General features: G+C 66.2%; 9 protein-coding genes. 3 read left to right on the top strand and 6 right to left on the bottom strand.

Translation table 11 applies throughout. The features are described from left to right. Window positions 1–183: 183 nt before the first annotated feature. From F7R26_RS00245 to F7R26_RS00220, 6 genes are all read right to left on the bottom strand, one after another. Window positions 184–3,603, bottom strand: a complete 3,420-nt coding sequence (locus F7R26_RS00245) for a UvrD-helicase domain-containing protein (RefSeq protein ID WP_150985371.1) — start codon at window positions 3,601–3,603, stop codon at window positions 184–186. Continuing rightward, window positions 3,603–6,272, bottom strand: a complete 2,670-nt coding sequence (locus F7R26_RS00240; protein WP_150985370.1) for a PD-(D/E)XK nuclease family protein — start codon at window positions 6,270–6,272, stop codon at window positions 3,603–3,605. The genes F7R26_RS00245 and F7R26_RS00240 overlap by 1 nt, the downstream gene beginning before the upstream one ends. A gap of 156 nt (window positions 6,273–6,428) precedes the next feature. Next, entirely contained in the window at window positions 6,429–7,256 is an 828-nt protein-coding gene (locus F7R26_RS00235) for an SIR2 family NAD-dependent protein deacylase (protein WP_150985369.1), read from the bottom strand. A 52-nt stretch (window positions 7,257–7,308) separates the two neighbouring features. Next, a complete protein-coding gene (locus tag F7R26_RS00230) occupies window positions 7,309–8,280 on the bottom strand; it encodes a helix-turn-helix transcriptional regulator (RefSeq protein WP_150985368.1) in 972 nt (323 codons plus the stop codon). 15 nt (window positions 8,281–8,295) lie between these two features. Next, window positions 8,296–9,777, bottom strand: coding sequence for a DUF2779 domain-containing protein (locus tag F7R26_RS00225; protein ID WP_150985367.1), 1,482 nt, complete (start codon window positions 9,775–9,777; stop codon window positions 8,296–8,298). A gap of 89 nt (window positions 9,778–9,866) precedes the next feature. Beyond that, complete coding sequence (locus F7R26_RS00220) at window positions 9,867–11,960, bottom strand: AAA family ATPase (protein WP_150985366.1); 2,094 nt, start codon at window positions 11,958–11,960, stop codon at window positions 9,867–9,869. 366 nt (window positions 11,961–12,326) lie between these two features. On the opposite strand from F7R26_RS00220, the gene F7R26_RS00215 reads away from it, so the two are divergent. The 3 genes from F7R26_RS00215 to F7R26_RS00205 are packed head-to-tail and all read left to right on the top strand — an operon-like array spanning window position 12,327 to window position 16,724. After that, window positions 12,327–14,765 carry a dynamin family protein gene (locus F7R26_RS00215; RefSeq protein ID WP_170301833.1) on the top strand — a complete coding sequence of 813 codons (2,439 nt, stop codon included), beginning with the start codon at window positions 12,327–12,329 and terminating at the stop codon, window positions 14,763–14,765. 38 nt (window positions 14,766–14,803) lie between these two features. Then, on the top strand, window positions 14,804–15,652 hold the full coding sequence (locus F7R26_RS00210) for a diguanylate cyclase regulator RdcB family protein (RefSeq protein WP_170301832.1): 849 nt from the start codon (window positions 14,804–14,806) through the stop codon (window positions 15,650–15,652). After that, a complete protein-coding gene (locus F7R26_RS00205; RefSeq protein ID WP_241754383.1) occupies window positions 15,639–16,724 on the top strand; it encodes a patatin-like phospholipase family protein in 1,086 nt (361 codons plus the stop codon). The genes F7R26_RS00210 and F7R26_RS00205 overlap by 14 nt, the downstream gene beginning before the upstream one ends. The last annotated feature ends 11 nt before the right edge of the window (window positions 16,725–16,735 follow it).

Raw genomic sequence — 16,735 nt, 5'->3', positions numbered from 1 at the left:
AGGGACGACTGGCATGGCCGTACGGGATAGCTGCCCACCGGCTGTCGCGCAACCCCAAGCGGGCGGCCAACGACACACCATTGCCAGACGGTTATCGGTGCCAGTGATACGCCTGTTCACCCCTCTGGAGGAGGGTGCAAGGTACGCGCGCGCAGCCGCATATCACTTGCCGACTGCAGCCCCCTAGGCGTGCTCCGCGCCGGCAGCGCGCTGCACATAGCTCGGAGCCACCGGGATCACCACCCCGCTCGTCACCAGCACGATCAGCCCACGCCGCGCCCCGGTCATATCGAGGTAACTGCGCACTTGCGCACGGTAGTGATCCAGGATGCCTGGATCGGGACGCACATCGCTCTTCCAGTCGATGATCACTTCCGGCGTCCCGTCGGCGGCGAAGCTGACTGCATCGGCGATGCCGATGGTCGCGCTTTCCAGATTCTCCACCACGACCGATGCATAGACCGGCAACTCCGGCGCCAGGCCAGGCCGCAGCGTGGCGATTTCGGGCAGGGCTAGCGTGCGCAGCACGCTGGCCGCCATTTCCGCAGGACACAGGCCAGTCGCCGGGTCGTCATTGGGTTCGCAACCGAGCATGCGCGCGAGATCCGCGGCACGCGCCGTGAGCGCCGGGGCCGATTCCCCAGTCTCGCCGGAGAGAATCTCTTCGAACAGCTTGTGGATGACCAAGCCGCGCTCGCGTCCGCCTTGCACCGCCGGATAGGCGGTAACGTCGGCGATCTCTCCGTCATCCGGTGCGAGCAGGATGGCGGGAACCTCCTCCTGCATCAACGGGCCGCCAGCGCTCTCGTCGCGGCTCGGCGCCAGCCAGGCCAGGCGCTTGTGCTGAAGTGCGATGGCCAGCGCTTCATCGCCGAACGACTGCCGGGTCTGCTGATTCTCGGTGGTGATGGCGCCTGCAACTGTACCGTCGGTAACGTCGTCCAGCACGAGCGGGTCCAGCGCGGGCAGCGCCAGGTCGAGCAGGTTGATCCATGCACTATCGCCGGCAGCGGCGTCGAGCCTGGGCAGCACCAGCAGTTCGCGTGCCCGTGTGGCGGCCACGTACCAGAGGCGGATGCGCTCGCGCTCGAGCTCGGCCTTCTCGGCTACGCGGGCTTCCTCATAGCCCACGGGCTTGAGGCCGTACGCCGCGCAGTAGAAGTGTCCGTTGGAGCGGTCGGTCACGGTGCTGTCACCGGCGACCACCTGGGTCATGGTGTTGACCGGCACGACGATGGGCCACTCCAGCCCCTTGGCGGCGTGCATGGTGTAGAGCGCCACCGCCTCCTCCTGCGCATCGGGACGCCCTTCGCTGGCGCGCGTCGCGTCGCTCCACGCGGCGCCCATGGCGTCGGCGAAGGCGCGCAGGCCGCGCACGGCGTAGGCCCGGGCCAGGTTGAGGTAGAGGTCGACGTTGGCAAGCACGCGTTCGGCCTGCCCGTGGTGCCGCTCAAGCAGCACGGCCCGCACGTGCAGCACGTCAATGCCCTGCGAGATGAGGTCGTACGGTGTGGTGGCGTTGGCCTTGCGGCGCAGCAGTTGCAACTTGCCGATGATATCGCGCGCGAGACCCTGGGGGAGGTGCTCCGTCTCCACCCGCAGGTCCAGCCCGGGCAGGCTGTCGGGTGCGTCTTCGGAACGCGGCAGGTGCCACACGATATCCAGCAACGCCTCTTCGGTCAGGCCGACCAGCGGCCCGCGCAGCAGCGCGCCCAGGGCCAACGTGTCGCGCACGTCCGCCAGCACACGGGTCAGGGCAATCAGGTCCTGGATCTCCTGACGCTGGTAGAAGCCCTTGCCGGCCTGTGTGGCGACCGGCACGCCGCGCCGCTCCAGCGCGGCTTCATAGCGCCACAGGTCGGTGCCGGAGGGGGCCAACAGCGCGATGTCGCCGGGTCGGCATTGGCGGCGTTCGCCGGTCTTGCGATCGACGATGTCATGGTTGCCGATCATGCGCGCGCACATGGCGGCAACTGCGCTGGCTTCCGCGTCGCGCATTTGCTCAGCGGAGCTCTTGCCATCTTCGCCCGTCACCGGCACGTCTAGTGCAAGCACGCGGGGATTGTCGTCGGACGCCGCGTGGAACGGTGTCAGTGCGGTGAAGCCCGGCTGGCCGTCGCTGGACAGGATGGCCTCGAAACGAGCATTGACGTACGCCAGGATCGGCGCGCGCGAACGGAAGTTGGTGGAGATCGCCAGCACGCTGTCGCGGTCCTGCGCGGCGAAGGCACCACGCGCCTGGACGTAGGCCGCAACGTCGGCGCCACGGAAGCGGTAGATGGCCTGCTTGGGATCGCCCACCAGGAACAGCGCGCCGGGTCGGATCGCGAAACGGGTCCAGTCGGTGTCACCGGCAGCGGGCGGCTCGCCGCAGAGGCGCCAGAAGATCTCGGACTGCAGCGGATCGGTGTCCTGGAACTCGTCCACCAGCACGTGGCGGTAGCGGGAGGCAAGTGCCTGCCGCACCGAGTCATGATCGCGCAGCAAATCGCGCGCGGCAAAGATCAGGTCGTCGAAGTCGAGCAGCGCGGCGGCGCGCTTGTAATCGCGAAAGCGCACCAGCACCGGCTGCACCGCGTCGACAAGCGCCGCCAGCACGTGACTGGCGATATGCTGCTGCAGTGCCAGCCAGGTGTCTTCGCACGCGGCATGGAGCAGCATTGCCTGCTCGCACAAGGCATTGCCGTGCGCAGCAGGCATGCCTGCTGCGCTGGCCGCCTTGCGCCACGCGGTAGCGCGGCGGTACGAGCGAAAGCCGCCGTCCTTCTTGCACAGCGCGGTATCGGGCTGCAGGCGGATCGCCAGCAAGCGCGCGAGATCGGCAGGCCGTTGTGCGTCGTACGGGAAGGCGAGCGCCTGCGCGGCGTCCGTCAGCAGAGCGGACATGTCCGCGGTATCGCCATCCTTCGCCTCGGTGGCCGCAAGGAAGGCAGCGATCGCATTCGCCGCGTGGCGAAACGCGGTGATCAGTGGCGGCAGCGGCTGTGCAGCCGGAACGGTAGCGTGGCGCTGGACGCGCAGCGTGGCGGCGATGCCGCGTACCAGTTCCACCGTCGCCTGCGCATCGTGGAGCACGAGCTCGGCAAGCAGTCCTGCCTGCGCGCCGTCGAGCTGTTCGCGCAGCCAGTCTTCGACAATATCGTCGAAGGCCATGCCGCCCTGGTCGCGGTCCATGATGCCAGCACCGGGATCGATGTTGGCTTCTACCGGATACGGTTTAATCAGGCGCTGGCAGAAGCCATGGATGGTCGAGCAGGTGATCTCGTCGATGGCGGCGCTGGCGGCCTCCAAGTTGGCGTGGTGCCGCTGGGCCAGCCCGTCCGGCAGCGCGGCGTCCAGCTCCGCCGGGATGCGGCCGGCGCTGAGCTCGGCTACGAACTCGCGCACGCGGATCACCAGTTCGCTAGCGGCCAGCTCGGTGAAGGTCACTGCGGCAATGTGGCGCGGGGCGATGCCCTCCGCCAGCATCATGGCAATGCGGCCGGCCATCACGGCAGTCTTACCCGACCCTGCGCCGGCTTCCACCAGCAGGGAGCGATGATGGTCGGCGATCGCGGTGCGGCGTGCGCGGTTGTCTTCGAGAGGCATGGCGTTTTTATTCATTATTGGGCTCCCCAGACGTCGGCGGCTTCTCCGAGCAATGCGAGCGCTGCGGCCTGCTTGCGCCGGTAGTAGGTGGCCGCGGCATTGGCGGGCAGGGCGAAGGCGAGGTCGTCGTATGTGCCGGCGGTGTCCTTGCCCATCACTGCGGCACCGGCCAGCAGGCTGGTGCGTGCCGCGGCCAGGTAGCCGGTAACCTCGGCCAGCGCGTCGTCGGCATTGTCGAGGATTCGCTCTGCCGGCTCGCGCGGGTACAGCAGCGAAGCCGTAATTGTCACGTCGGCGCCGAGCAGCGCCTTGACGGCGAACGCGTACAGGCAGCGCTGCAGCTCGCGGCCGCCGTCGAGCCGGGCCTCCTCCTTTAGTGGGCGGCCGGTCTTGTAGTCGCGCACCACGGCGAGGCGGCCGTCGCGTGAGATATCCAGACGGTCGATATAGCCGGCGATGTGGAAGCCGGTCCCCGGGATCTCGACGCGCGCGGTGGCATCCCACGGCAACCCGGCGGCGGCGGCGGCGCGGGGCTCGGCACCGCCGAACGGCACTTCCCCGTAGGCGCGCGCGCCAGGTAAGGTGGGGCCGCCCCACGCCAGCGCGCGTTCAGCCAACAGGCGAACGTCATCCAGCGTGCGCTGCCAGATCACATGCGGCGGCACAGCCTGCGTGGCCTCCCACGACGCCGCAGCAGCTTGCACGCCACCGCGCACTGCCGCGGCAAGCTGCGCAGGCCTGGCGTGCGCCATGCCGCCTTCGGCTTCGAGCGTCTGCAACGCGTGGTCCAGTGTCATGTGGACCAGGTTCCCGAAAGCGAGCGCGTCAAGCACAATGGGTTCGGCACCGCTCTGCGGCGTGCGCCAGCGCATGCCGTACTGCCAGACGAATCCCAGCGGGTTGCGCAGCAGGCGCTGCAGCGAGCTGGCCGATTGCGTGCGGTCCAGCACGGCTTGCAGCACCGGATGGTTGGCGCGTACCAACCCGTCGTGCGGCGTGAGCTCCGGGATGTGCCAGTCGCGCCAGCATTGGATGGCCGACCGGGCCTGCACGGTAGAGCGGTATTCGGCGGGGCGCGCAAGCAGACGGTCAGTCTCACTGAACGCATGCTCCGGCACGGCGTTGCGGCGCAGGTAAGTCTCCGCGGGCTGGCCATGCAGCAGCGAGCTACGTCCCATCACACGGCCTTCTCCGTCACGGCGCGCGCGCGACAGCACCACTTCGCCGGCGGTGCTGGCGAGGATGGTGCGGAAGCTGTGACGGTCCGCCGCGGCTACGGGGAACGGATCCAGCTCCGCGGCCGGCACGATGTGGTCCGACAGCAGCCGGTCCTCGGACAGGCCTCGCGGCCAGCGCGAGGAGTTCAGCCCCAGCAGGCGCACGAAGCGGCGCGGCGCGGCGGCCAGCTCACTGGCCGGCATCCAGGCCACGGACACGCACGCCTCCAGGCCATCGTCCTGCTTCAGGCTTTCCAGCGTGGCGTCGATCGAGGCGGCAGGCCCGGCCAGCAGCGCCTTGCGCCAGATCGTCCGCGCGCGGCCGTCGAGCACGGCTTCGCCGACTTCCCAGGCAGCCCCGATGCCCCTGTCGAGCAACGCGACGATGCTGCGCAGGGCGGGGCCATGGTCAGCACCGTCGGGCCAGTCCTCGGGCGACAGGCGCGCCAGCAGGCGCTCCCACGCCTGGACCGAGGCCAGCGGCGCCTCGGCCGGGAGGACGCTCGTCCAGCCGGCCGGTAGCGTTTCGAACAGGCCCTTGGCCCCCGAACGCAACGCGGCGAGCCGGCGCATACGCGTCCGCGACAGGCCGCGCACCAGGATGTCGGCCAGCGCGGCGGCGGCTTGCCCGTCGCGGCTTGCGGTCACCTTAGTGCCGTGCACGAAATGCAGGTCGAGATTGGCGTCGGCGCGCAGCGCGAGGAAGTGGTCGTCGTACTCGGCCGGCGCCACGGCGGCGATGGCGATCTCGCTGGCCTTGGCCCGGCCGCAGGCGAGCAGGGCACGTGCCCAACGCATCGCTTCAATGGCTTCGTGGTATGCGGTGGACGCGCTGACGGCCTGTATCGCGGGCGCCTCCGGTGCGGTGCGCTCCATGCGCACTGCGCTCGCCGCGAGCCACGATGGCACGTCATGCGGCCCGGCGAGCCAGCGCACGGGCGTGTACCTGGCAACGCCCAGGAGCAATGCGCGCCAGCATGGCGCCACATCGGCCAGGCCTGCGAGGTCGACGGGACCAAGCAACGCTGGCACATGATCGAGCCGCGCCATGGCGGCCTGCGCCAGCTCGGCCGGCCGCTTCATGCCGGCGGGCAACCGTGCCAGCACCGCTGCCTCCAGCTTTGCGAGGGAGTCGAGCCGGGCATGCCGGCCAGCGCGCTCCTGCAGGTCGATACCAACGCGCCAGGCCTTGCGCAGTGTGTCGGCGGCGGCGTCGACCATGCCCGGGAGATCCTTGATGCCGTCCAGTTCGCCCAGCGGCGTGACCGGCAGCGCGGCCTGGATGGCCGCGCGCAGGTTCTCGTCGTCGACCGGCACCAGGAAGCCGCCGGCCAGGCGTGCCGCCATGTGCTCCAGGGCCATAATCTGCAAGCCGTGGATGCGCTCGCGCGCAGCCTTCAGCCGCCACTCGCGCGTGGCCAGCCGGCCCTGCACAATCACCGTCCGGCGATAGCCTTCCTCCAACATACTTTCCTCCTGCAATGCCACCAGGCGCGGCGTTCAACGAGCCTCCCGATGATTCATGAACTTCCCCCAACCGGATACCCCCTGCGTGGGTGGGGGGCTCCTGCAAAGGATGGGGCGTTGCATTCCGGGCAGGACAGCCATCCTGCCCGGAACGCGTCAGCGACCAATAGCCTCGTCGAGCGCTGTCAGCACGCCCAGCGCCGTGCCCGGCAAGCCGACACCCCAGCGGTTATCGCGCACGCCGGCCTGGCGGGCATTGATACGGATGAACCGCGCCGCATGGCGTTCGCCAAAGTACCTCGCCGTGGCGATCTCGGTTCCCGCGCCAAGCTCGATGACCACGATATCGCGGCGCAGGTGAGTCCAGGCGTCCAGCCTGGACCGCGATTCTTCCGTGCGTTCTTCGACCCACGAGTAGTCGTCGAACATCAGTATGTTGGGCCGCGCCATACTGCCGCAGCGCGGGCAGCGTGGAGGCGTGTTGCGCAGCAGGCAGCGCGCCTCATCCACCTCGGGCGCGAAATCGTCCGCGCTCCAGGTCTGCTCGCCGCAAGGGACCGTGCACTGCAGGACATGGATCGAGCCGTGGCATTCGTGCACCTTGTCCGGATCGAAGCCCGCGCGCTGGAAATGTCCGTCGACATTCGAGGTGAAGACCCGGTAGCCTTCCGGCATGCCTTCGGCCCAGCGGCGCAAGATGCCGAAGCCGGCATGCGGCACCGTGCGCCGGTAGAGTGCCAGCCGGTGGCCGTAGAAGCCCCATGCCAGCTTCGGATGGGCCTTGAAGGCATGCGGTGCGGCGATGTCCTGGAAGCTCAGTCCGGCCTCGCCCAGCGCCGGATAGGCGCGCCAGAAGCCTTCGGGCCCGCGGAAGTCCGGCAGGCCAGAATCCACGCCCATGCCCGCGCCGGCGGTGATCAGCAGCCCGCGTGCGTTGCGGATCCAGTCGGCGGCCAGTTCGATGTTTTCTTCTTCGGTTCTCATCTGTCCATTCCTGTGGGCGCGGCCCCGCGTTCGGCTGGTTTCACTTCGGTAGTCATACGCCGTTGTCCTCGCACGAACTCCGCCGGATAGCACGGACCTGATCCCCAAAGCCGCGCAGCCACCACTCGAGCTGGGCGGTCTCGACCACGGTGGCACTGATCTCGAACTCGGTCTCCAGCGCGGTGGCCGTCTGGTCCGTCGAAAGCGGCGATTCGAGCAGATGCAGGCCCGCCTCCTTGTCGATGCGGAATGTCAGACGAATGCGCTTGCCTTCGCCAAAGCCGAAGCGGCCGTCCGCGTCATACTTCTCCAGGTCGAAGTCCTTAGGCCTGTCGAACACGTGCGGCGAGGCCTGCGCGCCGTTGATACGGTGCAGCGCCAGGGTGCGTTCGTTGTCATAGCCTTCATAGCGGCACACCAGGTACAGCCGCGCGCCCTGCTGGGCCAAGCCTAGCGGCATCACGCGAGCCGCCTTGCGTTTGCCGGAGGCATTCTTGTAATCCACGTCCAGCCAGTAGTTGCCATAGAGGGCGTTGCTGACCGCCTCGAACACGCCCGCTTTGATCTTCGGCGGCAACAGGGGTTGTGTGGTGCTGATCACTCTTACCTTGGACAGCCATTCACGCCCACGCTTGCCGCCGCCCTCGGCACCGAGGTTCGTGCGCGCCTGCTGGAAGAAGCCGTCCATGGACTTCATCAGGCTGGCGGGCAGCAGGTGGCGCAGATGCTGCTCGGCAAGCGCCAGCATTAGTGATTCCTGCTCGCTCAGCACCGGCAGCGCCAGGCCAGCCGCGCGCTCCTTCCAGCGATAGCCATAGGGCTTGCTGCGCTCATCGCGCTCGATCTCGAAATGCTCGCTGAGCAGTTCTAGCTGGCGCTGAATGGTGCGCAGGTCGCGCGCGTGCCCCGTGTTGTTGAGCTGTTCGTGCAGCTCGGATGCAGAGATCTTGCGCCCGCGTGGAATGCGGCGCAGCAGTTCCAGCGCCAGCAACACGGTTTCGATCGTATCGGAACGTTTTGACATGAGAGTTTGCGTGATTCAGCTCGCCCGCCCGATGCGGCCGGTGAAGAATTGCCATAGGCGGACCATGGCGAGGGTGTCGAGGCGGCAGTAGTCCTCGAGCTGGCACTGGATCTGCATCTTTCGCGCAGGTGCGGTTTGTACTTGGATGGCTTCCTGAAATGCGCTCATCGCCATACCACCGTCCTGCACACCATCCAGCTCGTCGTAGCGCAGGTCGGGCACGATGGTCGGCAGCACGCGCTTGATGCTCCAGCTGCCGTGCTGGTCGGGATGGTAGTAACGCCGCTCAGCGACGGGCAGCAGGTCGACCACGCGCGCATTGATGGCCAGCAGGGGCCGTTGCATATCGGGGAAACGCTCGGCCAGCTCACGGATACGCGTCTTCTCGAAGGCGGCGTTGTAAACGAAGACCGGACCATCCTGGCCACAGTTGTCGACCAGCGCCCAGGCAAATGCACGGGACGGATCGCCGCCGGAGAGGTCTAGGAACGATTGATGCATCAGCTCGCCCGCGCCTGACAGCCTGTGCAGGCTGAACTGGAACGGCAACTGCTGGTAAGGTCGTGTGCCGGGCCAGATCGGCACCGCGAACTGGATGGTTTCGAAATCAAGAAAGACAGCCGGCAACCCGTGCGCCGCAAGGTCGGCGGCGGCGCCCGCTGCATCGAACCAGGTCTGGCCGGATAACGTCTGGGCCTTGACGCGCAGCTGGCGCTCGTTCAGAAGCGCGTCTGGCACGTCCCGCATATCGCTCACGCCGTCCTGCTCGATCAGGGCCTTCAGCGCCTTGGACTGCACGCGCGGCAACCACTGCACCGGGTATTCGGCGCGGGGCTCCTGGCTTTGGCAGTGATCAAGGAAGCCACATTCATAGGGTTCGCCGCAATGCCGGCCAGTTGTCATTTCTGGCTCGTCCGGCAGTCCCGCGATCGCCTGCGCCTGCGCGATCCATGCCTCGACCTCGCCAGCTCGCGCGAACGCCTGCTCCGATAGATCCTGCTCGACCAGCAGCCCGCGGTAGTCGCCGCCGCCCGGATAGACCCACTGGCTGTCGATGTGGGCCAACGCAATGGCGCTCAGGGGGACGCCAGCGCGCCGCGCAACATAGGCCTGGACTGCCGTGTCGTCGCGGTGGTAATCCTTCACGCCGGTGGAGGACTTGACTTCGACCATGCGCCAGGTGCGCTGCGTCCCGGCACCCGCGGGCAGCATGACGTCGGCGAACGCCAGTGCACCGGCGGCGCGCAGGCCCGCCTCGAAGACCGGCTGCGCCCGCTCTGCACCGAGCAGGTCCTGACTACGCGCGAAGGCAGCCTCGAAGCCCTCTGCCTGCGCATCAACCAGCGCGCCGGTCTGCTGGGGGTCATAGAGGTGACGGGCGATCTCGCCCACCTGGTGTCCGATCGCGAAGCTCGCTTCGGTAGCCGCCGAATGGCGGCCCAGTTCCCGGCGGTGGATCTCGAGCCAGAGCCGTTTCGGGCATTGCCGGAAGGCCATCAGCTTCGACTTCGATAGGGATCGCATCGTTTGTTCTTGTCTTGTCCTGCCCGCGTGGGCTGGCGGATTATTCCACGGATCGGCCGGCTTCACAGGAAGCCGAGCGTGCCCCTGGCACCTTCTTTGACGACGCATTCCGCCTCCAGCGCAGCGACGATGCCGGCCGGGCTGCCCAGCGGACGAAAGCGATGCTGCCGCGCAACCGCGGCGAAGTCCCCCGGCGTCAGCTTGCCCAGGCGCGCAAGCCGCCCCTGCAAGTCCTCGCCCGGTGCCGCCATTGCGAGCACACTGCATTGTCGGCACAAAAGCGACCAAGCTTGAGCAGGTTTCAGGAAGTCGAACCTGACCTTCAGGTCAAAGCGCCGCAAAGCCGCCTGGTCGAGCCCCTCGACTAGGTTGGTCGAGGCGACGAACACGCCGGGGAACGACTCCATCTGCGTCAGCATTTCGTTGACCAGCGTCACTTCCCAGCCGCTCCTTGCGCCTCGCCGGTCTTGCAGGAAGCTGTCCACTTCGTCGATGAGCAGTACCGCGCCGTCCTGGGCGGCTTGCCGGAACGCGCGGGCAATGTTCTGCTCGTTCTCGCCCACCCATTTGGACATCAGGTCCGACGCCCGTTTCACATGCAGCGGCACGCCCATCTGCTCGGCCAGCCAGCGACCATAGGCGGTCTTGCCGGTGCCGGGCGGCCCGTACAAGCACAGCCGCCCGCCGCCGGCCTGCATCAACCCGGCGCCGATCTCGCGCAGGTCGGCGTCGGCGTTGACGATGGCCGGGTCGTAGATCTGCGGCAGCCGGTTGGCGACGGACCTCTCAAGAGGCGGATGGCCCTGGGCTTCGAGCGTGTTGCCGATCAACAGCGTCATAGCCTTGGCCGCACCCTGGGCGCCAAGGTCTTCGTGGATCGCGCGCACCACCGACGCCGCGCGTGTCACCACAGCGGGCGCCAGCACTTCGGATTCGGCCAGGTCTTGCACGGTGCCCGTGTCGAGCAGGCCAGCGCAAGCTGCCTCGATGATGCGGGCGCGATGCTGCCTGGGAGGCACCGGCAGCTCAAAGACCATATCGAAGCGCCGGATGAAGGCGGCGTCGAGCCCCCCGGAGTTGGACAGCCAGACGGTAGGCACCGGGTTCGCTTCGAGCATGCGGTTGATCCAGGCCTTGCGCGATTGCGCGGTGCTCTTGCGCCCGAACAGGACCTCGCCGTCGTCAAACACATCCTCCACCTCATCGAACAGGATCATGGCGCGGCGCTGCCCGAAGAAGCTCTGCGCGGCACGGTATGCGCGCAGCCTGCGCTCGCCGGTGATGGGATCGCCATCGTCGTCCTCGCTCGCCACCTCGAACAACTCGCTGCCCAGGTCAGCGGCCAGCGCCTTGGCGAGCTGACTCTTGCCGGTGCCGGGCGCGCCGTGCACAAAGACGTTCACGCCTTTGCGGCCCGAGGCCAGCGCGTGGCGCAGGTAAGGCCGCAGCACCGCAAGCGTGTCCGCGAGATGCGCGAACTCGTCGAGCGCAAGTTGCGCGGGCTCGGCCATTGCCACCGTGTCGCGCAACAGCGCGATGGGGTCAGCATCCGACGACACGATATGGTCGGCGAAGCGATCGGAAAGCAGGTCCAGCTTGCCGCTCAGCGTGGAGCTACCGCCGCGGTCGACCGACACCAGCCCCGACTGCGCCAACACGCCCTGCGTGCTCAGCGCCTCGCGGACCTGCGCGTCGGGTAGGTCGAGCAGCGCCGCCAACACGTGCAGCACCTTGGTCGACGACAGCTGCCCCAGCAGGTCCGCCGTGTCGTCGAGCAAACGCTCGTTCTTGAGCATCACGGTGAAGGCCAGGATGCGGCGGTCAATGTCCGACAGGCCCACCAGCCTGGCCAGCCGGGCGATGTTGTTGTTCAGGCAAGCGGGCAGTTCGGCGTCGCGGCACTGGTCTTCGGCATCCTGGTGCAATTTGCGCAGCGCCACCCGCACCGCCTTGGGGTTGAACTCATCGTCGTCCGGGTCGATCCATGCCCCCAACCCCAGCAGCTCGGCCAACGTGTCGTTACTGAAGGCGCCGCGCTGGACGAACTCCTGGTGGCCGCCCAGCGGCACCACTATGCGCAGCAGCCACAGCCGCACTATCGGCGGCAGGTCGAACGGCATGTGGGAATAGCGGGACGGCCGGCGGCGTCGGATCATGGAGTTCCTCCTGTCGAATGCATCCATTCTCGACAGGGGTGCGTCAAATTGTGTCGCATGCCGGCGACCTTGCCCCCGCTTGCCGGCAGCGACATAGTTTGTCGCAGGGGACGGATAAGCTGATCTCCCATGTCGACGCACAGCGCGTCTCGGGAGCTTCATCCAATAGCGCTAAAGTTTGTCGCCGCAACGCCGATAGTGTGCTCGACGACGAGCGCTCTGATAAGGACGGGCGGCAGTCACAAGGTATCCGGTGACCTGCCGGATACAGATGAAACAACGCACGATCCTTCCTGCGATAAGCCAACGCTGCGGGGGGGCTGTTCAACCACGGCGGAATGCCGATCCTCTCCAGATTCCGGATACATGCACGAGAACAATATTGAACTGCTGGGCCAGGAAGCCGAACGCCTGCTCAAAGTAAAGCTCGATCTGCTGAACAAGATGATGGCCGAGCCTGGTGTTGTCGCCGTCGCCCAGAAAGGCGAGCAGCAGTATTTCGACCAGACCTCGACACCCGAGCTCATTGCGATGCTCGAGGGCGAAAGAACCAAGCTTGCGGGACTCGAGCTGGTGCTCGCTGTGGTAGGGACGATGAAGGCAGGCAAGTCGACTACGATCAACGCGATCGTCGGCACCGAGGTGCTGCCCAACCGCAACCGACCGATGACAGCGTTGCCGACGCTGATCCGCCACACACCAGGTCAGGCGGAGCCGGTGCTCAAGTTCGAGAACCGCGCGCCCGTCCAGCAACTACTGGAAGAACTACGCGAGGCGATCGGTCGGCCGGAAAACCGGGAGCACGCCGCCAAGCTGGGCCAGGACGACGACATGGCCGAACTGCTGGGTCTGATCGAGGCCCGCGGCGCATTCGGCGCGCACTTCCAGGGGCCGGAGGCTATCTTCGGTCTCCTCAAGGGGTTGAACGACCTGGTCCGCCTGTCGCGGACCCTCGGCGTAGATTTCCCGTTCGCGTCCTACAGCAATATCGACGAGCTGCCGGTCATCGAGGTCGAGTTCGCCCATATTGACAAGACAGGGAACACGAAGGGCCGCCTGACGCTACTCGATACACCCGGCCCCAACGAAGCCGACCAGCCGCATCTGCGCAAGATGCTCCAGGAACAGCTAAGCCGCGCCTCCGCGGTGCTGCTTGTGCTCGACTACACGCAGCTCAAGTCGAATGCAGACGCCGAATTGCGTGGCGAAATCGAGCAGATCGCCGAACTCTCGCGGGGCCGCGTTTTCACGCTGGTGAACAAGTTCGACCAGACAGACCGCAACAGCGACAGCCGCGAAAAGGTGATGTCCTACGTTGCCGGGGATCTCATGAAGGGCCAAGTGAAGCCCGAAACGGTATTCCCGGTGTCTTCTCGCTGGGGCTATCTCGCCAATCGGGCGCGGCATGAGCTGGCGCGGAATAACCGGCTTCCGGACTACGCGCAGCATCCCTGGGTCAAGGACTTCGCCGAGGAAGCGTTGGGCCGCCGCTGGGAGCGCCAGATTGGCGACATGGAGGAGGTCCGCGGCGGCGCAAAAACGCTCTGGGAGGACTCCGGATTCGATCTGCCGTTGGAAAGGGTGATTCGCTCGGCCCACGGACGGGCCGCGATCATGGCAGTGCAGGCGGCAGTCGATAAGTTGATTGGCATGACAGAGAAACTCGAGAACTTCCTCAATACCCGTGAGACTGCCCTGGGTCGGGAGGCAAACGAGCTACGCAAGCTGATCAAGGCATTGCTCGACGACGTGGCACGGATCGAAGAAATCGAGAAGACGAAAAAGGCTCAGGCTGCGAATGCCCTGGAGGCGCTGGGCCGCGAATGTGGTGCTGTGTCGAAGAAGGTCAAGGTGGATGCCGTCGCTGTGCTCGATGCGTATTTCAAAAACGGAAAACGCATCGAGGCCGAGGCAGCTAAGGCAAAACTAGGCCGGACGGGGAAACGTAGCGCCGCTCACGGTAGCGACAAGACAGAGGAGAGTCGAAAAGTCGGGTTCCTTGGCATCCTCTTTGGGGACAACAGTAAGACAGATGCAGATCTCGACTTCGATCCGTCCGCCCCGCTGCGTTTCGACGACAAGGATGTCGCAAAGGAAACGCTCGACAAGATGCAGCATTCCATCCAGGAAGTGGTGCAGAAGGCTGAGCTGAGTATTGCACAGACGTTGGGCAAACTTATCACGGACTTCGAAGGCCGGTTCGTCAGTGAAATTTTCGAAGATGCCAGGAAGATCATTTCGGACGTCAAGGGCCGCATGGGGGAAGACGGCTTCAATGTCCATTTCCACATGCCAGGCGCCACCAAGCTTGCGCTCAAGGTCTCCGCGAAACAGATGGTTGGCGACATGGTGGGCGCAGAGACCGTAAGCCGGACTGGCCATCGCCGCCAGACCGGCACGTGGGGAAAGGTGTGCAGTTGGTTCAATACAACGGATCTCGGATGGGAGACCTACAGCTATGACGTGACCCGCTTCGTCATCGACGTGGAGGAGGTGAAGAAGGCGGTCACGAAGGAGATCGACAAGGCATTCTCCGCTCTTGGCAAGGAGATCGACGCCAACATCAAAGCGCCGATCGAGGAAGGCATCGCTCAGTTCTTCGATGCGCTGAAGCTCGAGGTCGAGCATATCCGCAGCGACCTGATGCAGAGCATTCGTGATCGAGAGCGCAGCAAGGCCGAGCAGGAAGCGCTAATCCAGCAGTTCGCAAACCTGAAGAAGGTTCTGCCGCCGCTCATCAGCGACAGCCAGGAACTCAAAGGCGACGTGGACCGGATCGACAGCGGCGAGGAGCTGCCCGCATGACACAGGCAGACATCGGCATCGCACCCGAACTACTCCAAGTGCTGACCAGCCTGCCCGAGAAGTTCGTGGTTGACCTGGCCAACGGTATCCATGTCAACCGCGATCATCTGCGTCGGCAAGGGGAACGCGGAGGATTCTTCGCGCGCATGTATGACACGCTCAACGGCGCGGCAGCACGCCGGCAGGGGGAGATCAACAGCAATGTGAACAAGGGCATTGATGGTGCGCTCAGGTGGCTGACCGAGCTGACGCAGGCGCAGGCGCGCAGCAATCTCGCCATCACTCGCGTGAACGAGCGAATCCTCGCGCTGCAGGGGGACGTTACGCTGCTCGCCAACTATTCTGCGGACACGCGCGAGCAACTGGAGGCCCTGTCGCGGAGCGTCGGCGAGCGGGTAGGTAGCCTTGCCCAGGATCTCGCCCGCATCGACCTGAAGCAGCGTGCGGGTAATCACGTGGAGCTCATCTTCAATCGCTGGCGTGCCGGGCGCTTCGGCGCCTTTGCCATCTACGGCCGGTGCTATGTCGCGATGGAAGAGTTGCGCTGGGGCGTCTTTGGCGACTACTGCCGCAGTCTTTCGCGCCACGAGCGCTCCGGCGTGATCGAGAGCGTGGTGAACCGCTCGATTGGCCAGATGAAGGAGGATGCGGGCTGCGAGGCATCGACGCGGCTCGATACGCGCCGCTGGCTCGCGCCGGCGGCCAGGCCTGATGCGGCCTCGTTGGAGGCGCTTGCCTACCTCAGCGACTGGGCGAATGCCGAAGCGGCACCGTTCGCGTTCGCAGCCGCGCAGCGCCCGGAAGTGCTGCCGCTGGCTGTTCCCAGGCTCAGTTCAGCCGGGCGGTTGACGGAAGCGCTGGCCGTCGAAATCTTTGCAGACGCCTGAAGGAAGAGCGATGACGCAGATGAAAGTGGGCCTGGTACTGTCAGGTGGCGGTGCCAAGGGAGCCTATCAGGTTGGAGTGGTCAAGGCACTGCGCGAAACCAGCACGCAGGTGGATATGGTTGCAGGCGCCAGTATCGGTGCGCTAAATGGTGCGGTGCTGGCAGCGGCGCCATCCTTCGCGGCGGGAGTCGACCGCCTCGACGAACTTTGGGCCGCGCTGCAGGTTTCGTCACCGCTGGCACCCAATTTTCCCGCGTATCTAGGCTTACTGGTATCCGGCGGGCTGCATCTGCAAGCGATGGGGACCATCGATAAGCTAGCGGGGCTGGCCCGCCAGGCCGGACTGAGACTATCGCTGTCGCCTGCCATGCGTGACTTTGCGCTGCTGTCGAACGCGCCACTGCGGCAAATGATGGACCGCTTCCTGCAACTGGAGGACTTGAAGCGCGGCTTGCCACTTCATGTTTCGTTGTTCCGCAGCGATGGCGCCGCCCAGGACCTCCTGCGCGTGGCCGCTGCCGAGCTCGGGCTCGCCGATACGCCGGATTCGGAGTTTGTGCACGTGCAAGGTCTGGAACCTGCTCAGCAGCGCACAGCGCTGATGGCCTCCGCCGCGATACCGCTGCTTTTTGCGCCGGGCGAGGTCAATGGCCGGCGCTACTCGGACGGTGGCCAGGGCGGCTGGCAAAAGGTACAGGGTAATACCCCTATCGCCCCGCTGCTGCGGGCGGGCTGCAACCTGGTCATTGTCACCCATCTCTCCGATGGGTCCCTGTGGAGCCGCCACGACTTCCCCGATGCCACGATCCTGGAGATCCGGCCACAATCGCGCATCGGGCGGCATGGTGGCCCGTTCGGCGGCGCGGCCGACCTGCTCGGCTTCGATGCCGCCAGCATACCCAGTTGGATCGAGCAAGGCTACCGGGACACCCTGGCGAGCATTGGCCCGCTGCGCGACGCGATTGTCGGGCGGCAGGCGCTACGCGACAGTGAGAGCCGGCTGGCCGACAGCGAGCGCGCGCTGGATGCGGGCCGGGCTGGATTGTCCGTTGCCATAGATCGCCTGAGGTGAGCGCAGGCCAG

It is taken from the genome of Cupriavidus basilensis, from assembly GCF_008801925.2.
GTDB classification, from domain to species: domain Bacteria; phylum Pseudomonadota; class Gammaproteobacteria; order Burkholderiales; family Burkholderiaceae; genus Cupriavidus; species Cupriavidus basilensis.
This window is presented reverse-complemented; position numbering and strand designations above follow the sequence as displayed.